Annotated in this window: 16 protein-coding genes; 2 read left to right on the top strand and 14 right to left on the bottom strand. The window is 68.1% G+C overall.

Annotated features, from left to right (window positions below; genetic code table 11):
• Positions 1-27: 27 nt before the first annotated feature.
• The 4 genes from QW887_RS06630 to QW887_RS06615 form a co-directional block, all read right to left on the bottom strand.
• On the bottom strand, positions 28-1,038 hold the full coding sequence (locus QW887_RS06630) for a chlorophyllide a reductase iron protein subunit X (protein ID WP_316186765.1): 1,011 nt from the start codon (positions 1,036-1,038) through the stop codon (positions 28-30).
• The gene (bchC, locus tag QW887_RS06625; protein WP_316194285.1) at positions 1,035-1,976 is read right to left on the bottom strand and encodes a chlorophyll synthesis pathway protein BchC; all 942 of its coding nucleotides are present in this window, start codon (positions 1,974-1,976) and stop codon (positions 1,035-1,037) included. Before bchC ends, QW887_RS06630 begins: the two co-directional genes overlap by 4 nt.
• Before the next feature lie 89 nt (positions 1,977-2,065).
• Positions 2,066-3,211 (bottom strand): methyltransferase, encoded by a 1,146-nt coding sequence (locus tag QW887_RS06620; protein WP_316194284.1) that lies wholly within the window; start codon positions 3,209-3,211, stop codon positions 2,066-2,068.
• Between the two features lie 336 nt (positions 3,212-3,547).
• On the bottom strand, positions 3,548-4,417 hold the full coding sequence (locus tag QW887_RS06615; protein WP_315714298.1) for a polyprenyl synthetase family protein: 870 nt from the start codon (positions 4,415-4,417) through the stop codon (positions 3,548-3,550).
• Positions 4,418-4,540: 123 nt separating this feature from the next.
• Between QW887_RS06615 and crtD the strand changes: the two genes are divergently transcribed.
• Positions 4,541-6,070, top strand: a complete 1,530-nt coding sequence (gene crtD / locus QW887_RS06610) for a 1-hydroxycarotenoid 3,4-desaturase CrtD (protein WP_315714297.1) — start codon at positions 4,541-4,543, stop codon at positions 6,068-6,070.
• Positions 6,071-6,225: 155 nt separating this feature from the next.
• Positions 6,226-6,930 (top strand): hydratase, encoded by a 705-nt coding sequence (locus tag QW887_RS06605; protein ID WP_315714296.1) that lies wholly within the window; start codon positions 6,226-6,228, stop codon positions 6,928-6,930.
• A 614-nt stretch (positions 6,931-7,544) separates the two neighbouring features.
• On the opposite strand, the gene QW887_RS06600 is transcribed toward QW887_RS06605, so the two are convergent.
• The 10 genes from QW887_RS06600 to hutI form a co-directional block, all read right to left on the bottom strand.
• Positions 7,545-7,688: a hypothetical protein gene (locus QW887_RS06600; RefSeq protein ID WP_315714295.1), complete on the bottom strand. Its 144-nt coding sequence runs from the start codon at positions 7,686-7,688 to the stop codon at positions 7,545-7,547.
• Between the two features lie 146 nt (positions 7,689-7,834).
• Positions 7,835-8,875 carry a phytoene/squalene synthase family protein gene (locus QW887_RS06595; protein ID WP_316194283.1) on the bottom strand — a complete coding sequence of 347 codons (1,041 nt, stop codon included), beginning with the start codon at positions 8,873-8,875 and terminating at the stop codon, positions 7,835-7,837.
• Positions 8,872-10,410, bottom strand: coding sequence for a phytoene desaturase (locus tag QW887_RS06590; protein WP_316194282.1), 1,539 nt, complete (start codon positions 10,408-10,410; stop codon positions 8,872-8,874). The genes QW887_RS06595 and QW887_RS06590 overlap by 4 nt, the downstream gene beginning before the upstream one ends.
• 51 nt (positions 10,411-10,461) lie before the next feature.
• Positions 10,462-11,367 (bottom strand): alpha/beta fold hydrolase BchO, encoded by a 906-nt coding sequence (gene bchO, locus QW887_RS06585; protein ID WP_315750163.1) that lies wholly within the window; start codon positions 11,365-11,367, stop codon positions 10,462-10,464.
• Between the two features lie 33 nt (positions 11,368-11,400).
• Positions 11,401-12,369: an alpha/beta hydrolase gene (locus QW887_RS06580; RefSeq protein WP_315714291.1), complete on the bottom strand. Its 969-nt coding sequence runs from the start codon at positions 12,367-12,369 to the stop codon at positions 11,401-11,403.
• A 133-nt stretch (positions 12,370-12,502) separates the two neighbouring features.
• Positions 12,503-14,242, bottom strand: coding sequence for a magnesium chelatase subunit D (locus QW887_RS06575; RefSeq protein ID WP_315714290.1), 1,740 nt, complete (start codon positions 14,240-14,242; stop codon positions 12,503-12,505).
• The gene (gene bchI / locus QW887_RS06570) at positions 14,239-15,285 is read right to left on the bottom strand and encodes a magnesium chelatase ATPase subunit I (protein WP_315714289.1); all 1,047 of its coding nucleotides are present in this window, start codon (positions 15,283-15,285) and stop codon (positions 14,239-14,241) included. Before bchI ends, QW887_RS06575 begins: the two co-directional genes overlap by 4 nt.
• 84 nt (positions 15,286-15,369) lie before the next feature.
• Entirely contained in the window at positions 15,370-17,040 is a 1,671-nt protein-coding gene (gene hutU / locus QW887_RS06565) for a urocanate hydratase (protein ID WP_316194281.1), read from the bottom strand.
• Positions 17,041-17,049: 9 nt separating this feature from the next.
• Positions 17,050-18,597 (bottom strand): histidine ammonia-lyase, encoded by a 1,548-nt coding sequence (gene hutH, locus QW887_RS06560; RefSeq protein WP_315714287.1) that lies wholly within the window; start codon positions 18,595-18,597, stop codon positions 17,050-17,052.
• A complete protein-coding gene (hutI, locus tag QW887_RS06555; protein WP_316194280.1) occupies positions 18,594-19,808 on the bottom strand; it encodes an imidazolonepropionase in 1,215 nt (404 codons plus the stop codon). Before hutI ends, hutH begins: the two co-directional genes overlap by 4 nt.
• Between the last annotated feature and the right edge of the window lie 44 nt (positions 19,809-19,852).

Here is a 19,852-nt window from a genome sequence, read left to right as displayed (position 1 = left end):
TTCCATTCCGCTCGCCGGCCGATCCCATCACAAATTGTCGTAGATCACTTCGAGCGACGGCCTGGTCACCGCGGCGCTGCCACACATGTCTTCGAGCGTCGCCTGCTCCAGCACGACGCCGCGTCCCACATCCGAGCCCTTGAACAAACCGAGCAGGCCGTCATGCGTCAGTGGGTGCGGATGCTGCGGCGGCGCCTCGGCGACGTTCTTGGCGAGATGCTCGAACAGCGGCGCCCAGGGCGTTCCAGGCCGGCCGATGATCTGATAGCTCGCGCTCTTGCGGCGGATGTCGTCGTCCGCCGGGATCGAGGCCAGCACCGGAATGCCGGTCGCCTCGGCAAATGCGGCGGCCTCGCCGGTGCCGTCGTCCTTGTTGATGACGATGCCGGCGACGCCGACATTGCCGCCGAGCTTGCGGAAATACTCCACCGCCGAGCAGACATTGTTGGCGACGTAGAGCGATTGCAGATCGTTGGAGCCGACGATGATCACCTTCTGGCACATGTCACGCGCGATCGGCAGGCCGAAGCCGCCGCAGACGACGTCGCCGAGGAAGTCCAGCAGCACGTAGTCGAAACCCCAATCGTGGAAGCCGAGCTTCTCGATCAGCTCGAAGCCATGGATGATGCCGCGGCCGCCGCAGCCGCGGCCGACCTCGGGCCCGCCGAGCTCCATCGCGAACACGCCGTCGCGCTTGAAGCAGACGTCCCCGATCTTGACCTCCTCGCCGGCAAGCTTCTTCTTCGAGGAGGTCTCGAGGATGGTCGGGCAGGCCCTGCCGCCGAACAGCAGCGAGGTGGTGTCGCTCTTCGGATCGCAGCCGATCAGGAGGACCTTCTTGCCCTGCTGGGCCATCATGTAGGACAGGTTGGCGAGCGTGAAACTCTTGCCGATGCCGCCCTTGCCGTAGATCGCGATGATCTGCGTGGCCTTCTTCGGTGCAGCCGTCGACGGCGCATCCGGCTCGATCGCCGCTTCGGCGCGCAGGGCATCGGTCATCTCACTAATTTCGGCACTGATCTTGGTCGGGGCATTCATGCGGCAGCTCTCCAGTCCAAGACCATTTTAAGACATGACGGATCGTCGAACGCGGTCCGGTAGGCGCTCTCCGCGGACAGAGCGTCGGCATGGTGCGTGATCAGCCCGTCCAGAGACAGCCTGCCGGTGTCGATGAGATTGCGCACCGCGAGCAGATCCTCGTGCTTCCATTCGGCGGCGACGCGGATCGCCGCCTCGCGCATGAAGGCCGGCGGATAGGAGAAGGTGAGCGGCGCGCTGTAGAAGCCGGCGAGGATGATCTCGCCACGCGGCGCCAGGCGAGCAATGAGGCTGTCGAGCAGGCCGGCATCGCCGCTGGCATCGAAGATCAGGCGATAGTCGCGTCTGCTGTCCTCTGCGGGATCGATGACGCGATAGCCCGTCGCGCCAACGGCGCGCTCCGGATTGCTCTCCCACACCACGGGCGGATCGCCGCCCATCGCCACGATCAGCCGTGCCAGCAGACGGCCGAGCACGCCATGGCCGACCACGCATTCGGCCTGGCCGTCACCACCGATCGACAATGCATGATAGGCGGTGGCCGCCAGCGCCAGCAGCACGCCGCGCTCGCCGGTCGTTTCATCGATGGCAACAATGCGCTGCGCGGGAACGTTGAGGCGCGAGGCGGCGGCGCCAAACAGGCTCCTGATCTCGCCGAAGCAGCGCGCCGCGCCCGGCACGAACACGCGCTCGCCTTTGCGAAAACCGGAATGCGGGGCGGCGTGCGCGACGCGGCCCACCGCCTCGTAGCCCGGCACGAGCGGATAGCCCATGCCGGGAAACTGGGGCATGCGGCCTTCGTACAGCAGCCGTTCGGTACCGGTGCTGATCGCGCTCCATTCGATGTCGACGGTCAGGCAGTCCGGGACGTCTGCGAGCAGCAGGTGCTGCAGCGACAATTGCCTCGGCCTCCCCAGTACGACGGCGATCGCGTCCATAGCCCAACTCCCCGGCGACGCCCGCTTAGTTACGGGTGTCAGGTTAGCCTGACTGAAAGAAGTGTCAATATTTATTTACAGTCCGGATGTCAGCTTTTCGCGACAATCACGCTTGCGATCAGCGGAATTCGCGTACGAAGTACTCGCACCTGCGAAAAACCCGCCGCCTGGAGCAGGTCGCGCAAGCGGGCGGCGCTGCGCGGCCGCCCCTGTCCCATCGCGCGGAGATAGATCTCGAAATAGGCGCTGACGCCGTCGGCCCCGCCGGCCGCCTCGCGCATCGGCTCGCCCAGCAGCAGCACGCCATCGTCAGGCAAGGTGGCGCGCACCTTCGCGAGCAACCGCGCCACGGCGTCGTCGTCGTGATCGTGCACGACACGAATCAGCGAGATCACGTCGGCGCCCGTGGGGAGCGGATCATCGTGGAAGCTGCCCGGATGGATCGTGACGCGATCGGCGAGCCCGGCCCTGGCGAGACGCTCCTGCGCGATCGCGGCGACCCCGGGCAGATCGAACAGCTTGAGCTGCACTTGCGGCGCAGCCCGCGCGGCGGCGGCGAGGAAGCTGCCGTCACCACCGCCGACATCGAGCAGGCAACGGTGGCCGCTCAGGGGATAGGCTGCGAGGACGATGTCCGCGATCATCGGCTGCGACGCCGCCATCAGCGCCGTGTAGGGCGCGACGCTGTCGGGTGTCAGCGAATCGCCGGTCTTGTCCAGCGCATACGGCCAGTACTGTGCGAGCCGGCGCTGGCGGTCATGTCCGCGCAGCAGCGCCACGGGATCGGTGAGATCGGCATACAGCGCGGCGTGATGTCGAACCATGGCGGCGATGCCGGGATTGCCGAGCAGCGCCGCGCCGAGCGGCCCGAGCCCGTAGCGCGCCGCACCGCGGCGCTCGAGCAGCTGAAGTGCGGACGCCGCCTCGCACAGGCTGAGCATCGCGTCGGGGGCCATCGCCGCGCGCGACGCCAATGTCGCGACATCGCGGGGGCCGGAACGCAAGCCTTCGAACAGATCGAGCTGCACGCAGGCCGCCAAGGTCTGCGAATAGACGAAGCCGGCGCAGAGATCGAACAGCTGCGCGGCACGCTTGCGCGCGATCGGCCGCGTCAACGGAAACGCCGCCGCCCAGCGTTGGAACGCCGCACTCGCCAGCAGCCCGTCCCGCCAGCCGCGCCGGCGATCGCCGAAGCTGACCGGCGCCGGCGCGTTGTGGCGGATGGCCCCGGGCATGGCGCTAGGGCTCCAACCACGAAGGTTGCGCTGGCTGACGCAGTTGATTGGTCCGAATGGCTCGACACACGCAGGTGCCCACCCTCCCCTGGAGGGGGAGGGTCGCCGCGCGCGAAGCGCGCGGCGGGGTGGGGTGGGCTCGGAAATTGGTGCTTATGAGTCCCGATGCCCTTCGCTGCGCCTGCCTAAGCCTGCGGGGTATCACCGGCACTGCGCGCGCGGATGGGCTGTCACCCCACCCCGCCGCGCGCTTCGCGCGCTTCGACCCTCCCCCTCCAGGGGAGGGTGAGCAACGCTCGTGTGGTGAGACCGTCGCCATCCCATGCGGCCGAACAATCACGCCGCCGACGCCGCCAGGCGGCGCGGCACGAGGCGCTTGGCTTCCTGCTCCATCAGCAAACGCAGCTCGTGCGCGTGGGCGCAGGGCGGCATGGTGCGGATACCGTCGGCGACGAGGTCGTGCAGATAGCTGACGGCGCCGGTGAGCCCATAGATCAGCACGGCGTTGGGCCGACCATGCGCGGCGTCCTGGCCGACGGGCTTGCCCGCCTCCTCTTCATCACTGGCGGCATCGCGAATGTCGTCGGCGACCTGATAGGCCTCGCCAATGGTCTCGCCGAGCGTGCGCCACGCTTCCGGATTCTCATGCCCTGCCGCAGCGGCACCCGACACGGTGGCCGCCGCAAACAGCGCGCCAGTCTTGGAGCGGTGATAGCGCGACAGATCGATCTGCGGCTCGCATTCCCAGGCTTGCCCAGCCGAGATGCCATGCGGCACGCCGACGGCATCGCCGATGGTCGCGATCAGCTGCGCCAGCCGCAGCGGCGAGCAGCGCGACTTGGCCAGCGTCTGGAACGCGAGCACGATCAGCGCGTCGCCCGCGAGCACCGCGAGCGGCTCGCCGAACGCGGCATGCACCGAGGGCCGCCCGCGTCGCAGCGCCGCGTTGTCGAAGCACGGCAGATCGTCATGCACCAGCGAGGCGCAGTGCAACAGCTCGATCGCCGACCCGGCGGCGTCGGTCGCCGCGGGCTCGTCGTCGCCACAGGCTGCGGCCACGGCATGACAGAGCCGGGGCCGGACCCGCGCGCCCTTGGGGAACACTGCGGCCTGCATCGCCGCCGACAGCCGTGGCGGACATCCGGGCCGGTCGGCCAAAGCGACCGCTGCGACGAGGGATTTCTCGATCCGGGCCACCACGTCCATGTCCGCCTCCCCTATCGCGAGGTCCACCCGGCCCTCGCTTATGTAAATTACAGCTTACACCCATAATGTAAATCATGCTAGACATTTCCCGTGTCAGGTCCTGCGGACGGGAGGTGCGAGGAAATGGCCGATCACCGCCTGATCGTGGTTGGCGCCGGCATCGCCGGGCTGGCCGCTGCGCTCACGCTCGCCGCGCGCGGCGCCGAGGCGACGGTGCTGGAGCGCGCGCCCGCGCCCGGCGGCAAGATGCGCCAGATCGCGATCGGACCTGTCAGCATCGACTCCGGTCCCACCGTGTTCACGATGCGCTGGGTGTTCGACGAGCTATTTGCCGAGATCGGCACCGCACTCGACGATCATCTCACCCTGACGCCGCTCGACGTTCTCGCTCGTCACGCCTGGACCGATCGCCGCACGCTCGATCTGTTCGCCGACGAGGAGCAATCGGCCGACGCCATCGGTCATTTCGCCGGACGCAGCGAGGCCGAGGGCTATCGCGCCTTCTGCCGCGATGCCCGCCGCATCTTCGAGGTCCTGCGCGATCCGTTCATCCGCACGCCGGCGCCGAGCATGACGCATCTCCTGCGCACCGCCGGCTTTCGCGACCTCACCGCGATCCGCCCATTCCAGACGCTGTGGAAGGCGCTCGGCGGCTATTTCCGCGATGCCCGCCTGCAGCAATTGTTCGGCCGCTACGCGACCTATTGCGGCTCGTCGCCGTTCCATGCGCCGGCGACGCTGATGCTGGTCGCCCATGTCGAGCAGTCCGGCGTCTGGCTGATCGACGGCGGCATGCACGAGCTCGCCGCGTGCCTCGCGGCGCTGGCGCGGCGCCGCGGCGTCACCATCCGCTATGACGCCGAGGTCGCGGGCATCGCGACGAACGCCGGCCGCGCTGCGGGCGTGCGGCTCGCCAATGGCGAGCAGATCGCCGCCGACGCCGTCATCGCCACCGCCGATGTCGCGGCATTGGCGCAGGGCCTGTTCGGACCCGAGGCGGCGCGAGCCCTCCCCGCCATCCCGGAATCGGCGCGCTCGCTCTCGGCGATGACCTGGAGCTGCATGGCGCGCGCCGACGGCTTTCCGCTGTTGCGTCACAACGTGTTCTTCTCGCGCGACTCCCGCGCCGAGTTCGAGCAGTTGATCGACCGTCGCACGATGCCGCAGGAGCCGACCGTCTATGTCTGCGCGCAGGCGCGCGACGACCAGCCGCGCAAGGCTGCGACGAGCGAGCCGCTGTTCGTGCTGATCAACGCCCCCGCCACCGGCGACCATCACAGCTTTGCTCCCCCGGAGATCAGCCAATGTGCCCGCCAGACCTTCGACCTGTTGCAGCGCTGCGGCCTCAGCATCGCGACGACGCCGGAATTGACCCGCGTGACGACGCCGACGGACTTCAACCGGATGTTTCCGGGCACGGGGGGCGCGCTGTACGGCCGCAGCTCGCACGGCTGGATGGCATCGTTCCAGCGGCCGGGCGCGCCGACGAAGCTGCCGGGGCTCTACGTGGCGGGGGGCAGCGCACATCCGGGACCGGGCGTGCCGATGGCGGCGCTGTCGGGCCGGATGGCCGCTGCACGGGCGATCGCGGACCTCGCTTCGACCGCCTTGTCCCGGAACACGGCTATGCGTGGTGGTATGTCGACGCGCTGAGCGATGACGGCCGCTTCGGCATTACGCTCATTGCCTTCGTCGGCAGCGTGTTCTCGCCGTACTACGCGTGGTCGCGGCGGCGGGGAGCGGCTGATCCCGAAAATCACTGTGCGCTCAACGTTGCGCTCTATGGCGCGCGCGCGCGGCGCTGGGCCATGACCGAGCGCGGACGCGGCGCGATCACGCGTGAGCCTGCGAGCCTCAGGCTCGGTCCGAGCAGCCTCGCCTGGAACGGCCGCGAACTCACTATCGAGATCAGCGAGGTCAGCGTGCCCTGGCCGCTGCCACTGCGCGGTCGCGTCCGCGTCGTGCCGACGGCGCTGACCGAGATCGCGTTCACGCTCGATGCCGAGGGACGCCATCGCTGGCAGCCGATCGCGCCATGCTGCCGCGTGTCGGTCGATTTCGATCATCCGGATCTGCGCTGGCGCGGCGACGGCTATTTCGACACCAACCATGGCGACGCGCCGCTGGAGCGCGACTTCCAGAGCTGGCAATGGTCGCGCGCGGCGACGCGCACCGGCACCGTGATCTCGTATGACACGGTCGCACGCGACGGCGCCAATACGTCGCTCGCGCTGCACGTCGACCCCGCGGGCCGTCTGGAATCGATCACGCCGCTCACGGAGGCGCCTTTGCGCAAGACGCTGTGGCGCGTCGACCGCAGCGCCCGCGCCGACGCCGGCGCACCGGTGCGCGTCGTGAACACGCTGGAGGACGCCCCGTTCTACGCGCGCTCCCATCTCGCCGCCCGTCTGCACGGCGAGGATGTCGAGGTGATGCATGAGAGCCTGTCGCTCGACCGCTTCCAGATGCCGATCGTCCAGGCCATGCTGCCGTTCCGGATGCCGCGGTGGTGAGGATGGGACAGGGGCGACGTTGGCTGCAGTCGCTGGCGAGCGCAGCGGACCTGCAATGGTCGCGGAACGACGGCGGAATGCGGCGAGACAGATTCCGATAATAATAAATCTCTTGCTATTTATCTGAAATCATGATTGTCTACGCGCATCCCGCCTCACCGCAGAGGGGCGTAGCGCGCGATCGTCACGACACGCGAGGTGGGGATGCGATGGCCGCGAGAGATCGCAGCATTCTCTTCGACGAGGGTGCCGACGAACGATGTCTTGCGGACGTGAAGTCGCAGCGTCCTGATACCCCGACGCTGGTATCAAGCCGCGATGGCGCTCATGTGCCGCGTGGTGATGGTGGCCAACAAGCCCGGCGCACCAGGGAGACTGCGTATAAGCGTGAAGACCGTCGCGCAGGGAATGCCGGTTGAATCGGCTTTGCCTGTGGTACCTGCCGCCTGCATTTTTTCTGCAGGCGGGCCATGGGTGAGGCCTTCACCCGGCATTCCCTGCGCCCTCTGCACTGTTTGCGAGGGACAAGATCATCGCAGACTCGGGCAACCTCTGCCGCGAGAACGCGAAGCCATGTCGATCGCTGTTTGAGACGTGAATCCGCCTCCCCCACCCTACCGCTTCTCCGCCTCGCGCTCCCTGGCCTCGCGCTCGGCGCGCTGGCGGTCGAGGCGGCGGCCTTGCCATTCGAGCACGAGCCAGCCGAGCACACACATGGTGACGACGACGAATTCGAGCAGGCCGCCCATCTCGCTCATGGCGCGTCACTCATCGCGTCTCACCTGGTGTCCAGCTCATGACTTCGCGTGTCATGACATCGCAGCCGAGCCACACTGGTCGCGCCAACGCGGTCGTACCGTCGTCCGCGAGTCGTCTCATACGTGATGGCGACGACCTCGCCTCGCTACGACATCCGCCCCGAGCGCAGCAACTGATCGCGTCGCTCCAGGCGCTCGAACAGATCGAGCACCCACAGCGCGCGATCGTGAACAGTCCGGCGCGGCGGCGCGATCGCGTGCGGGCGCTGCGCATCCGCCGCGACGACCGCCTCGATCAAAATGCGCGCCTCCGGCCGCGGCGGCGCCAGCGACGGCTGCTCCTGCAGCAGCGACATCACCGCCGCCTTGCCGAGAAGCTGCAGCTTGCGCGGCATCGAGACGAATGCGCGCCGCGACAGCGAATCGAATTCGGCACGTGCGACCTCGCGGCCGATCTCGGCATAGATCAGCCGCGCCGCATGGATGCCGGGCCGGCAGGTCCACGGCAGATCGGCGATGCCCGCAGAAGCGCGCGCATAGAACACGTCGGCGACCGCGAGCAGTCGCGCCGTGACCCGCCCGATGCGGTCGTCGAAGAACGGCGCGGCACGCCAGGTCTCGATATCGAGACCCGCCTCGCGCAGCCATTGCCGCGGCAGATAGAGCCGGCCGGCGCGCGCGTCCTCGCCGACGTCGCGGGCAATGTTGGTGAGCTGCATGGCGATGCCGAGGTCGCAGGCGCGTCCGATCGTCTCGGCCTCACGCCGGTTCATCAGCAGCGACATCATCACACCGACCGTGCCGGCGACGCGCACGGCATAGGCGAGCACGTCGCTCAGGGTCTCATAGCGGCGGCCCTGCGCATCCCAGGCGAGACCTTCGAGCAGCGCCTCCGGCAGCGTGCGCGGAATCGTGAACTGCGCCACGACACCGGCCAGCGCGCGATCGACGGGACTGTCGTCCGGCGTGCCATGATAGATCCGGTCGAGCCGTTCGTGCAGCAGCTCGACGGCGTCGACGCGGCGGCCGGGCCCGTCGATCGCATCATCGGCCTCGCGGCAGAACGCGTAGAGCGCGACGGCGGGATCGCCGACCGCGCGAGGCAGCACTTTCGAGGCGGCAAAGAACGTCTTCGATCCGCCCCGCAACATCCGCCGACAGATCGCAATGTCCGTTTGCCAGCTCATCGGCGCTCCAGCTCATGCGGCGCGGGCACGAGATCATCGAGCACACGCGCCGAGGACAGCACGCCCGGCAGGCCGGCGCCGGGATGGGTGCCCGCGCCGACCAGATAGAGCCGCTCGACCTCTTCGCTCTTGTTGTGCGGCCGGAACCAGGCGCTCTGCATCAGCACCGGCTCGAGCCCGAACGCCGCGCCGCGATAGGACGACAGGCGATGCTCGAAATCATCCGGCGTCAGCAGCCGCGACGTAACGAGCTGGCCGGCAAGGTCCGGCAGCAGCGTGTCGCTCAGAGCGGCCTCGATCCGCTGGCGGAACGGCTCGGCCGTCGCCGACCAGTCGATGCCGCTCTGCTGATGCGGTACCGGCGACAGCACGTAGAAAGCATCGCAGCCATCGGGCGCCAGCGACGGATCGGTCGCGGAGGGGCGATGCAGATAGAGGCTGAAATCATCCGCCAGCACCTTGCGGCGGAAGATGTCGTCGAGCAGGCCGCGATAGCGCGGGCCGAGCAGGATGGTGTGATGCTGAACGTCATCATAGCGGCGCTTCGTGCCGAAATACCAGACGAACAGGCTCATCGAGTAGCGCGCACGGTCGATGCGCGCATCGGTCCAGCGCCGGCGCGGCACGCTCGGCAGCAGATGCCTGTAGGTCCAGGCCGCGCAGCCGTTGGAGACGACGACATCGGCGGCAGTCGTCTCACCGGATGCGAGCCGCACGCCGGTCGCAACACCGTTCTTCGTGGTGATCTCGGCCACGGGCGCCGAGCAGCGCACCTGGCCGCCCTGCCCCTCGATCAGGCTGACGAGCCCTGTCACCAGCGCGCCGGTGCCGCCGATCGCAAAGTGCACGCCCCAGCGCCGTTCGAGATAGGCGATCAGGCAATAGATCGACGTGGTCGTGAACGGGTTGCCGCCGATCAGCAGCGGATGGAAGCTGAGGATGACGCGCAGCCGCTCGTCGCGGACGTAGTGCGAGACGAGGCCATAGACCGAGCGAAAGCTCCGCAGCTTGATCATCGCCGGCGCGATCTTTGCCATGTCCATGAACGACAGGAACGGCACGTCGCCAAGCTCCTCAAAACCCTTTCTGAAGATCGCCTCGCTCGCCTTCATGAAGCGCTCGTAGCCATCGACGTCGCCGGGTGCCAGCCGCGCCACCTCGGCGCGCATCTCGGCCGGGTCGCCCGAGCAGTCGAACACGGTGCCGTCGTCGAAGCGGATGCGATAGAATGGGGAGATAGGCTTGAGCGTGACGTCGTCGGACATCTTCCGACCGCACAGCTGCCACAGCTCCTCGAACAGGAACGGCGCGGTGACGATGGTCGGGCCGGCATCGAAGGTGAAGCCGTCCTGGCGATGCACATAGGCGCGGCCGCCGGGCGCATCGAGTTGCTCGTAGACCGTGACGCGATAACCGCGCGCACCGAGCCGGACCGCTGCGGCGAGGCCGCCGAAGCCGGAGCCGATCACGACCGCATGCGGCCGGTCTCCGAGCACAGCCGGGACAGTGGCCTTGATGGTGGAGACGTCGAGCATGGGCGAAAGCGTAAATTGAAATTGACGCTTTCGCCAGCCAAAAATGTCAATTTAACTGGACGCTTCCTGCTGCGCTGCAAGGACGCCCGCGCGCTCGGCGGCGTTGACGATCAGGCCCACGATCCTGGCCGGCTGCTCCTCATGGGCCAAATGACCAAGGCCATCAATGAGTTCGAGCTGCGCCTGGGGCACCAATCGCTGGACGCGACGCGCGACGTCTGGCGGGATGGCGCGGTCATTCGCGGCCGCGACCAGAAGCAGCGCGGTCTTCAACCGCGGCAGCTCGCGCCCAAGCGGATGCAGGTCCCAGTTCGCCATCATCTCGAGCGCGGCGCCGACATGGCCGGGGCTGCCGACCAGCCGCCGATACAGCCGCTCGCCTGTCGCGTCGATCGTCGAGCCCGTGCCCTTCAGCAGCCGATGCACCGCCGCCGGATCGCGGCCCCGCCAGGCGAACAGCCGCGGCACCAGCGGATTGAGCGCCATCATCTTGGCGAGCGGCGACAGGAACTGCGCGGCCGCGCCGCCGAACGGCAGATAGGCGCCATTGAGGCTGACGATCAGCTTCGGCCTGATGAGATTGTCGAGCGTCATGCGCGTCAGGATCGCCGCGCCCGCGGAATGGCCGATCGCGATTTCAGGCGCGATCGCAAGCTTCTCGCAGAGGCCAGCGAGATCGCGCGACATGCCGTCGAGCGACAGCCGCCGCCCATGCGGCGTGGAGGTGAAGCCGTGGCCGGAGAGATCCGGCGCGACGACGGTGAAGTGCCTGGCGAGCAGCGGCGCGAGATCGCGCCAGGAATGGGTCGCGGCTCCCGTGCCATGGGCGAGCAGCGCAACGGGCCCCTCGCCCATGATCTGAACATGCCAGCGCAGGCCCGCGGCCTCGACGAAGCGGCTGGCTGCGCGGTTGGGCCAGTCGCTGCCGTCGACGCTCCAGTTCGGCTTGTCGCTCATGCCGGCCCACGCGGTTGGACGCCGCCGGCATCGTCAACGATCGGCCGCGCGCGTCAGGAAATCATCGTAGCTGGCGACGACTTTATCAAGCTGTTCGAAATGCGGCATCGCGCCGGTCTGCATCACCTCGATCTGCCAGTTGGGCAGAGCCTCGACGGCGTGCTTGCCGTGATAGTCGACGAAATCGCCGCGCACGCCATGCACCATCCAGACCGGCATCGCCAGTGCCTGGTAGAGCTTCAGGGCATTGGTGCTGAACAGATAGCCGGAGACGAAGGAATACGGCGCGTTCTCGGCGCCGGGCTGATGGGTCGTGATGTAGTCATACTCCAGCAGGCCCTCGTCGATGTCCTTGCGGCCGAAGGTCTTCTGCAGGAAAAAACGAATGCTGGCGCGCGAGGTCAGCAGGGTGAAGAAGCCGTGCTTCCACAGCGGGACGTTGAGGATGTTGCGGACCCACGGCATGGCGCGGGTCGTGTCCTTGGTGCCCGCCGACTCGGCCGCGGCCTCGGCGCGGCGATCGAAGCCGGTCGGGCTGAGCAGCGCCAAGGTGCGAAACAGGTTCGGCGCCTCGGTGCCGGCGCGCGCGGCGAACTCGCAGCCGAGCGACAACGCGATGGCGTCGATCGCGACGTCGCCATGACGGCGGCGAATTTCGTTCGTGGCGAGCAGAATCGCATCGGTCATGATGCGCGGCGTATAGATGCGGTCGGCGCGGTCCGACAGGCCGAAGCCCGGCAGGTCGAGCGCATAGACCGGACGCGTCTGGCGGTAGTGCTCGAACAGCGGCTTCATCTCGTAGGCCGTCGCCGCGGCGTTGACGCTGTGAATCAAGAGCAGCGGCCGCTGCTCCGCCGGGGCGGCGGGGCCGTCGCCATAGCAGGTGATGCGGCCCGTACGCAGATCGGCGAGTTCGAAGCTTGGCGCTGCAAGCGGCGGCGGCATCGTCACAGCGCGCGTGTCAGCCGCATGATCACTCTGTGTAGTCGAGGCGACCTGCATGGCGTGCTCCTGTGTGACGATATCGGGCGACGGCAGGCAAGCGCTGCCATACGAGTGGGTGAGCATAGCGATGACCGATCCTCTTGTCAGTCGCCGTTGGGAACGCAGCTTGACGCCGGGGGTTCCACCGCAATCAGCCGCGGCCGGCTTGCGCCATAACGGCCTGCGACAACCGTACGGCATCGGCATGAGGCAGCGCGACGTAACGCGCCTGCATCGCACCGGCGAGCTGCGCGGCCTTGTCCTGCGGGCGCGGCGAGGAATCGACCAGCACGACCGGAATGCCGGTCAGCGCGAGCTGCCGTGCGGCCACCAGCGCCTCCGCCTCGGCCTCGCTGCGGCCGCCGCCATCGCGCGCGACATTCGCCCGGCCGTCGGTCATCAAAACGATCGTCGGCGTCTGGCCCTTGGCCTTCACGGCGAGCGCGAGCTCGGTTGCGGCGAAGATCGCTGCCGACAGCGGCGTGCCGCCGCCGCCGGGCAGCGCCGCGAGGCTGCGCTTGGCGCGCGTCAGCGAGCGCGTCGGCGGCAGCAGCAGCTCGGCGCCCCTGCCGCGGAACGCGATCAGCGCGACCTCGTCGCGGCGAATGTAGCATTCGGCCAGCAGCAGCTCGACGGCGCCCTTCACTTCCGCAAGCCGCTGCAAGGCCGAGGAGCCGGAAGCATCGACGACGAAGATGGTCGTGGTGCCCGAGCGCTGCTTGAAGCGGGTGATCCGAATGTCGTCCTTGTGCACGATCAGCCGGCCGCTCTTGCCGGAATGTTGCGTCCGCCGCCGCAGCGGCTGCCACGGCGCTGCCGCGCGCAAGGTCTCGAGCACGTTGAGCCGCGCGCCGGCGCGCCATTCGCCGCGACGCGCGCCGATCGGACGGCCGCGCTTCGGCACCTTCTGAGCAGCGCCCTGCTTGCTGACGCTGCTGCTGCGGACGCGGGTCGCGCGTTCCTCCTGCAGCCGCTTCAGCAGGTCGGCTGGGACGGCCGCCTGCGCCGCTTCGACCACGCGATCCTCGAGCGGACCGTCCTCGCTGCGGTCGTCGTCCTCACTCTCGGCCGACTCATTCTCGGGCTCCGGCGCCTCGCTGTTCTCAGTCTCGTCATCTGCTGCGGGCAGCCGGGTGGCGCGCGGCGCCAGCACCAGCCGCGCGGCGCAGGCGATGTGCGCTTCGGCGACTTCGACCTCGCCATCAAGGGCCGCTGCGATGCGCGCGACGCGACAGGCGAGCAGCGGCGCGCGCAGCGAGTCGATGCCGAGCGCGCCGGCCGTCATCGTCAGCGCCGCGACCGCCTCGTCCGACGAACGGACCCGCGGCAGCAGCGCACGCGCTGCTGCGATGTCGGACGATTTGAACAGGCTCTCGCCGAGATCGACGCGCGCAACTTTGCTGAGATCGAGATGGCAGGCCAGGCGGTCGGCCAAGGCAGGCGACACGCGCTCATCACCGATGCCCTCGTCGAGCGCAATCAGTCCGAGCCGAGCCGGTGCGCGCAGCGACATGCCATCGCGCTCGATGCTGATAGCCCCGGTGTCGACGGCAACACAGAGATGTGCGACCGTCGACCGCGACATGCGCTCGGCCATCACGGCGATCAGCCCGCCGCCATCGGCATCGGCGAGCAGCCCACGTTGCAGCACCGGCCGCCCCGCCTGCAACGTCGCGGCGAGATCGAGGCCGCCAAGCAGGCGATCGTCCGAGATCGACGGCGGCAGCTTGCGCAAGGGTGTCGACGGCGGCATCAGCTCGTGCAACAGCTCCAGCCACTGCTCGCGCACCGGACCTGCGCCCGCACGCAGCAGCACCGACGCGGACGGGTCGATCGCGGCCAGAGCGGCCGCGATCATCGCATCGGCCCAGATCGCGGCGCCATCGCTCACGGCGCGAACAGCTCGTCGAGCGCGCGCTCGACCCGCACCGACGAGCCGGAATCATCGAGCGGATTGCGCCTGAGACGGTGCCGCAACGCCATCGGCGCGACCGTCTTCAGATGGCGGTCATCGACCGCCTTTGCGCCCTCCAGCGCCGCTACCGCGCGCGCCGCCCGCATCAAGGTGAGTTCGCCACGCAGGCCATCGGTGCCGAGCGCCATGCAGAGGCGTGCGGCCTGCTCGAGCTCACGATCGGCGACCTTGACCGCTCCGATGTGCTCACGGCCCGCGAGGATACGCTTGCGCTGCTTCGCCTCCTCCTTCTCCCAATGTGCAACGAAGGCGGTGGGATCGGTCTCGAAGGCATCGCGCCGCTTGACCACCTCGATGCGCGTCGGCAGATCATTGGGCGTCTTGACCTCGACCGATAGGCCAAAGCGATCGAGCAATTGCGGCCGCAACTCGCCCTCCTCCGGATTGCCGGTGCCGACCAGCACGATGCGGGCGGGATGGCGGATGCTGAGACCGTCGCGCTCGACCACGTTCTCGCCTGACGCGGCGACGTCGAGCAGGAGATCGACGAGATGATCCTCCAGCAGATTGACCTCGTCTATATAGAGAAAGCCGCGATTGGCGCGAGCAAGCAGCCCCGGCTCGAATGATTTCTCGCCATGAGCCAGCGCACGCTCGAGATCGAGCGCGCCGACGACGCGGTCCTCGGTGGCGCCGAGCGGCAGGTCGATGACCGGAACCGGCACCTGGTGCGCCTTCAACGCCGCCGGCTTCTTTGTCTTGCCGCTCGGCTTGGAGCGCGCGCGACACGCGGCGCATTGCGCGGCGACGTCGGCCGGATCGCATTGATAGGGACAGCCGATCACGGCGCTCATCGGCGGCAAGAGCGCGGCGAGCGCCCGCACCGCGGTGGATTTTCCGGCGCCGCGATCGCCAAAGGCCAGCACGCCACCGACCTTGGGATCGACAGCAGCGATCATCAGCGCCAGCTTCATCTCGTCCTGGCCGACGATGGCCGAGAACGGAAAGGCGATTCCCATGAGCGTCCCCTGCGCCGCGACGCGTTCCCGCCGCGTTGCCAGCATGAGACCACAATCAGGGGCCGCTCTTCAACCCATCAGCGCTTAACGGACGAGGCTCGGCAGATCGAGACCATTGGCCTCGGCGCAGGCGATGGCGTCCTCATAGCCGGCATCGGCGTGGCGCATCACGCCGGTCGCCGGGTCGTTCCACAGCACGCGTTCCAGCCGCCGCGCAGCGTCCGCCGTGCCGTCGGCGACGATCACCATGCCGGCATGCTGCGAATAGCCGATGCCGACGCCGCCGCCATGATGCAACGACACCCATGTGGCGCCGCTCGCACAATTGAGCAGTGCGTTGAGCAGCGGCCAGTCCGACACTGCGTCCGAGCCATCCTTCATCGCCTCGGTCTCGCGGTTCGGGCTCGCCACCGAGCCGGAATCGAGATGGTCACGGCCGATCACGATCGGCGCCTTCACTTCGCCGCGGGCGACCATCTCGTTGAAGGCAAGCCCAAGGCGATGGCGATCGCCGAGGCCGACCCAGCAGATCCGCGCCGGCAGGCCCTGGAACTTGATGCGCTGCCTCGCCATGTCGAGCCAGTTGTGCAGGTGCTTGTTGTCGGGCAGCAGCTCCTTCACCTTGGCGTCAGTCTTGTAGATATCCTCGGGATCGCCGGACAGCGCCGCCCAGCGGAACGGGCCGACGCCGCGGCAGAACAACGGGCGAATATAGGCCGGCACGAAACCCGGGAAGTCGAAGGCATTGGCGAGGCCCATGTCCTTCGCCATCTGGCGGATGTTGTTGCCGTAGTCGAGCGTCGGGATGCCCATGGCGTGGAAATCGAGCATGGCCTGGACGTGGCCGACCATCGACGTCTTCGACGCCTGCTCGACCGCCTTCGGCTCCGAAGCACGCTTGGCTTCCCACTCTGCGAGAGTCCAGCCCTTCGGCAGATAGCCGTTGATCGGATCATGCGCGCTGGTCTGGTCGGTGACGATATCCGGCCGCACGCCACGACGCACGAGCTCGGGGAAGATCTCGGCGGCATTGCCGAGCAGGCCGACCGACACCGCCTTCTTGGTCGTCGCGGCGTCGGCCATCAGCGCCAGCGCCTCGTCGAGCGTCGTGGCCTGGCGATCGAGATAGCCGGTGCGCAGCCGCATCTCGATGCGGCTCGGCTGGCATTCGACGGCGAGCATCGAGGCGCCAGCCATGGTCGCCGCAAGCGGCTGCGCGCCGCCCATGCCGCCGAGGCCCGCGGTCAGAATCCACTTGCCGGAGAGATCACCGTTGTAGTGACGGCGGCCGACTTCGACGAATGTCTCGTAGGTGCCCTGCACGATGCCCTGGCTGCCGATATAGATCCAGGAGCCGGCCGTCATCTGGCCGTACATCATCAGGCCCATTCTATCGAGCGCATTGAAGTGATCGAGCGTCGCCCAATGCGGCACGATGTTGGAGTTGGCGATCAAGACGCGCGGCGCATCCGGATGGGTGCGGAAGATGCCGACCGGCTTGCCCGACTGCACGACCAGCGTCTGGTCCGCCTCGAGCTTGCGCAAGGAGGCGACGATGCGATCAAAGCTGTCCCAGTCGCGCGCGGCGCGGCCGATGCCGCCATAGACGATCAGTTCGCTCGGCTTCTCCGCCACATCAGGATCGAGATTGTTCATCAGCATGCGCAAGGGCGCTTCGGTGAGCCAGCTCTTGGCGCTGATGTCGCTGCCACGGGGAGCGCGGATCACCCGTTCGTTGTCCAGGCGTCGGTTCATGGGTCCCTCTCATCCAAGCTTGGGAAACGGATCGCGTCCGAGTGCATGCGTTGCAACCGTGGCCAGCACACCGCCACCGACGAGCGCGGCCGCATTGGCGAGATCGTCGGCCATGTAGCGGTCGTGCACCAGCGCCGGCACATGCGCGCGAAGCGCGGCAATGACAGCAGACAGCGCCGCGCTGGTGCCGTGCGGCGCTCGCAGCTCGATGCCTTGGGCGGCGACGAGCAGCTCGATGCCGATGATAGCAGCGAGATTGTCGGCCATGTCGTACAACCGGCGCGCCGCATGTGCAGCCATCGAGACGTGGTCTTCCTGGTTGGCGCTGGTCGGCGTCGAGTCGATCGAGCACGGCAGCGCGCGCTGCTTGTTTTCGGCGAACAGCGCCGCGGCCGTCACCTCGGCGATCATGAAGCCGGAGTTCAGGCCCGGCTCCGGCGTCAGGAACGGCGGCAGGCCGAAGTTCAGCGCGGGATCGACCAGCGTCGCGATGCGCCGCTCGCTGATCGCGCCGAGCTCGGACAATGCCAGCGCGATCTGGTCGGCGGCAAACGCCACCGGCTCGGCGTGAAAATTGCCACCGGAGATGATCTCGCCGGTGTCGGCCAGCACCAGCGGATTGTCGGTGACGGCATTGGCCTCGGTGACCAGCGTGCGCGCGGCCTGTGTCAGCAGATCGAGTGCCGCGCCGGCGACCTGCGGCTGGCATCGCAGGCAATACGGATCCTGCACGCGCTCGTCCCCTTCCAGATGCGACAGCCGGATGGCGCTGCCGTCGAGCAGTTCGGTGAGCACGCGGCCGGCTGCGATCTGGCCGGGATGACCGCGCAGCGCCTGAATTTCGGGCCGGAACGGCGCCGTCGAAGCCATCGCCGCATCGACCGACAGTGCGCCCGTCACCAGGGCAGCGTTGAGCAGATCATGCGCGCGGAACAGACCGGCGAGCGCATAGGCCGTCGAGAACTGCGTGCCGTTGATCAGCGCCAGCCCTTCCTTCGGCCCGAGCGTAACCGGCGTGAGGCCGGCGCGCGCCAGCGCCTCGCGGCCCGGCACGAGCCGGCCGTCGACGAAGGCCTGGCCTTCGCCGATCATGACGGCGGTCATATGCGCGAGCGGCGCGAGATCGCCGGAGGCGCCGACCGAGCCCTGCTGCGGCACAAAGGGCGATACGCCGCGCGCCAGCATCGCCTGCAACTGTTCGATGATCTCACAGCGCACGCCAGAGGCGCCGCGGCCGAGCGAGATGATCTTCAACGCCATCATCAGCCGCACCACCGGCTCAGGCGTCGCGGGGCCGACGCCGCAGCAATGCGAGAGAATGAGATTGCGCTGGAGCTGGGCCGTCTGGTCAGGCGGGATGCGCTTGGAAGCCAGCTTTCCGAAGCCGGTGTTGATGCCATAGACCGGCTCGGCGCCCTGCGCCGCCTTCGCCACAATCCCTGCTGCCGCTTCGAAACGCGGCCAATACGCCGGATCCAGCGTGAGCAACGCGCCTGCGTAGACGCGCACGAGATCATCGAGGCTGACGTGGCCGGGCTCTGCGACGATCGTGCTCATTGGCCCCTCCACACGCGCCGGTGCAGCGGGTTGAAGCCCATGCGGTAGACCAACTCCGCGGGACGGCCGATGTCCCAGATCGCAAGATCGCACCACTTGCCGGCCTCCAGCGTGCCGGTCTCGGCCAGCAAGCCCAAGGCCCGGGCGCCTTCGCGCGTGACGCCGGCGATGCATTCATCGACCTTCATCCGGAACAAGGTCGCCGCCATGTTCATGGTCAGCAGCAACGAGGTCAGCGGCGACGAGCCCGGATTGCAGTCGGTCGCCAGCGCGAGCTTTACGCCGTGCTTGCGAAACAGCTCGACCGGCGGCTTCTGCGTCTCGCGGATGAAGTAGAACGCGCCAGGCAGGAGCACCGCCACCGTGCCGCTCCGCGCCATCGCAACAGCACCCGCTTCGTCGGTATGCTCGAGATGATCGGCGGACAGCGCGCCGAACTCGGCCGCGAGCGCGGCGCCGCCGAGGTTCGACAACTGATCGGCATGCAGCTTGACCCGCAGGCCGAGCGCCTTGGCCGCCGCGAACACGCGCGATGTCTGCGCAGCGGAGAAAGCGATATTTTCCATGAACGCGTCGACCGCATCGGCGAGGCCTGACCTGGCAACCGCCGGCAGCATCTCGTTGCAGACGAGGTCGATGTAGCGGTCCTTGTCGCCACCGGCTTCGACCGGCAACGCATGCGCGCCGAGAAAGCTGGTGCGCACGCTGACCGGCCGCTGGCTGCCGAGCGCGCGGGCTGCGGACAATTGTCGCAGCTCTGACGCGGCCTCCAGGCCATAGCCGGATTTGATCTCGATCGTCGTGACGCCTTCGGCGAGTAGCGCATCGAGCCGCGGCAGCGCGCGGGCGATCAATTCCTGTTCGCTGGCGGCGCGCGTCGCCGCGACGGTGGACACGATGCCACCGCCGGCACGCGCGATCTCCTCATAGCTCGCGCCGGCGAGCCGCAGCTCGAACTCGTGCGCACGGTCGCCTCCAAAGACAAGATGGGTGTGGCAGTCGACGAGACCCGGCGTGATCCAGCGTCCCTCGCAATCGATGCGCTCGGGCGCATCTCCATCTGCCGGAAACTCCGATTGCGGACCGGCAAAGGCGATGCGGCCATCGCGCGCAGCGATCACGCCCTGCTCGATCACGCCGAGGCCCGGCTGCCCCTCGCACAAGGTCGCGAGCCGCGCATTCTGCCAGATCCGGTCGAAACGCTGGGCCATGCTGCCTCCCCCTTCACGAAAGCTTGACGGGCGATATGTCTATA

This window comes from Bradyrhizobium sp. SZCCHNRI3052 (genome assembly GCF_032484895.1).
In the GTDB taxonomy this organism is placed as follows: Bacteria; Pseudomonadota; Alphaproteobacteria; order Rhizobiales; family Xanthobacteraceae; genus Bradyrhizobium.
Note: the sequence above shows the minus strand (reverse complement) of the source record. Positions and strands in the feature narration are given on the sequence as shown.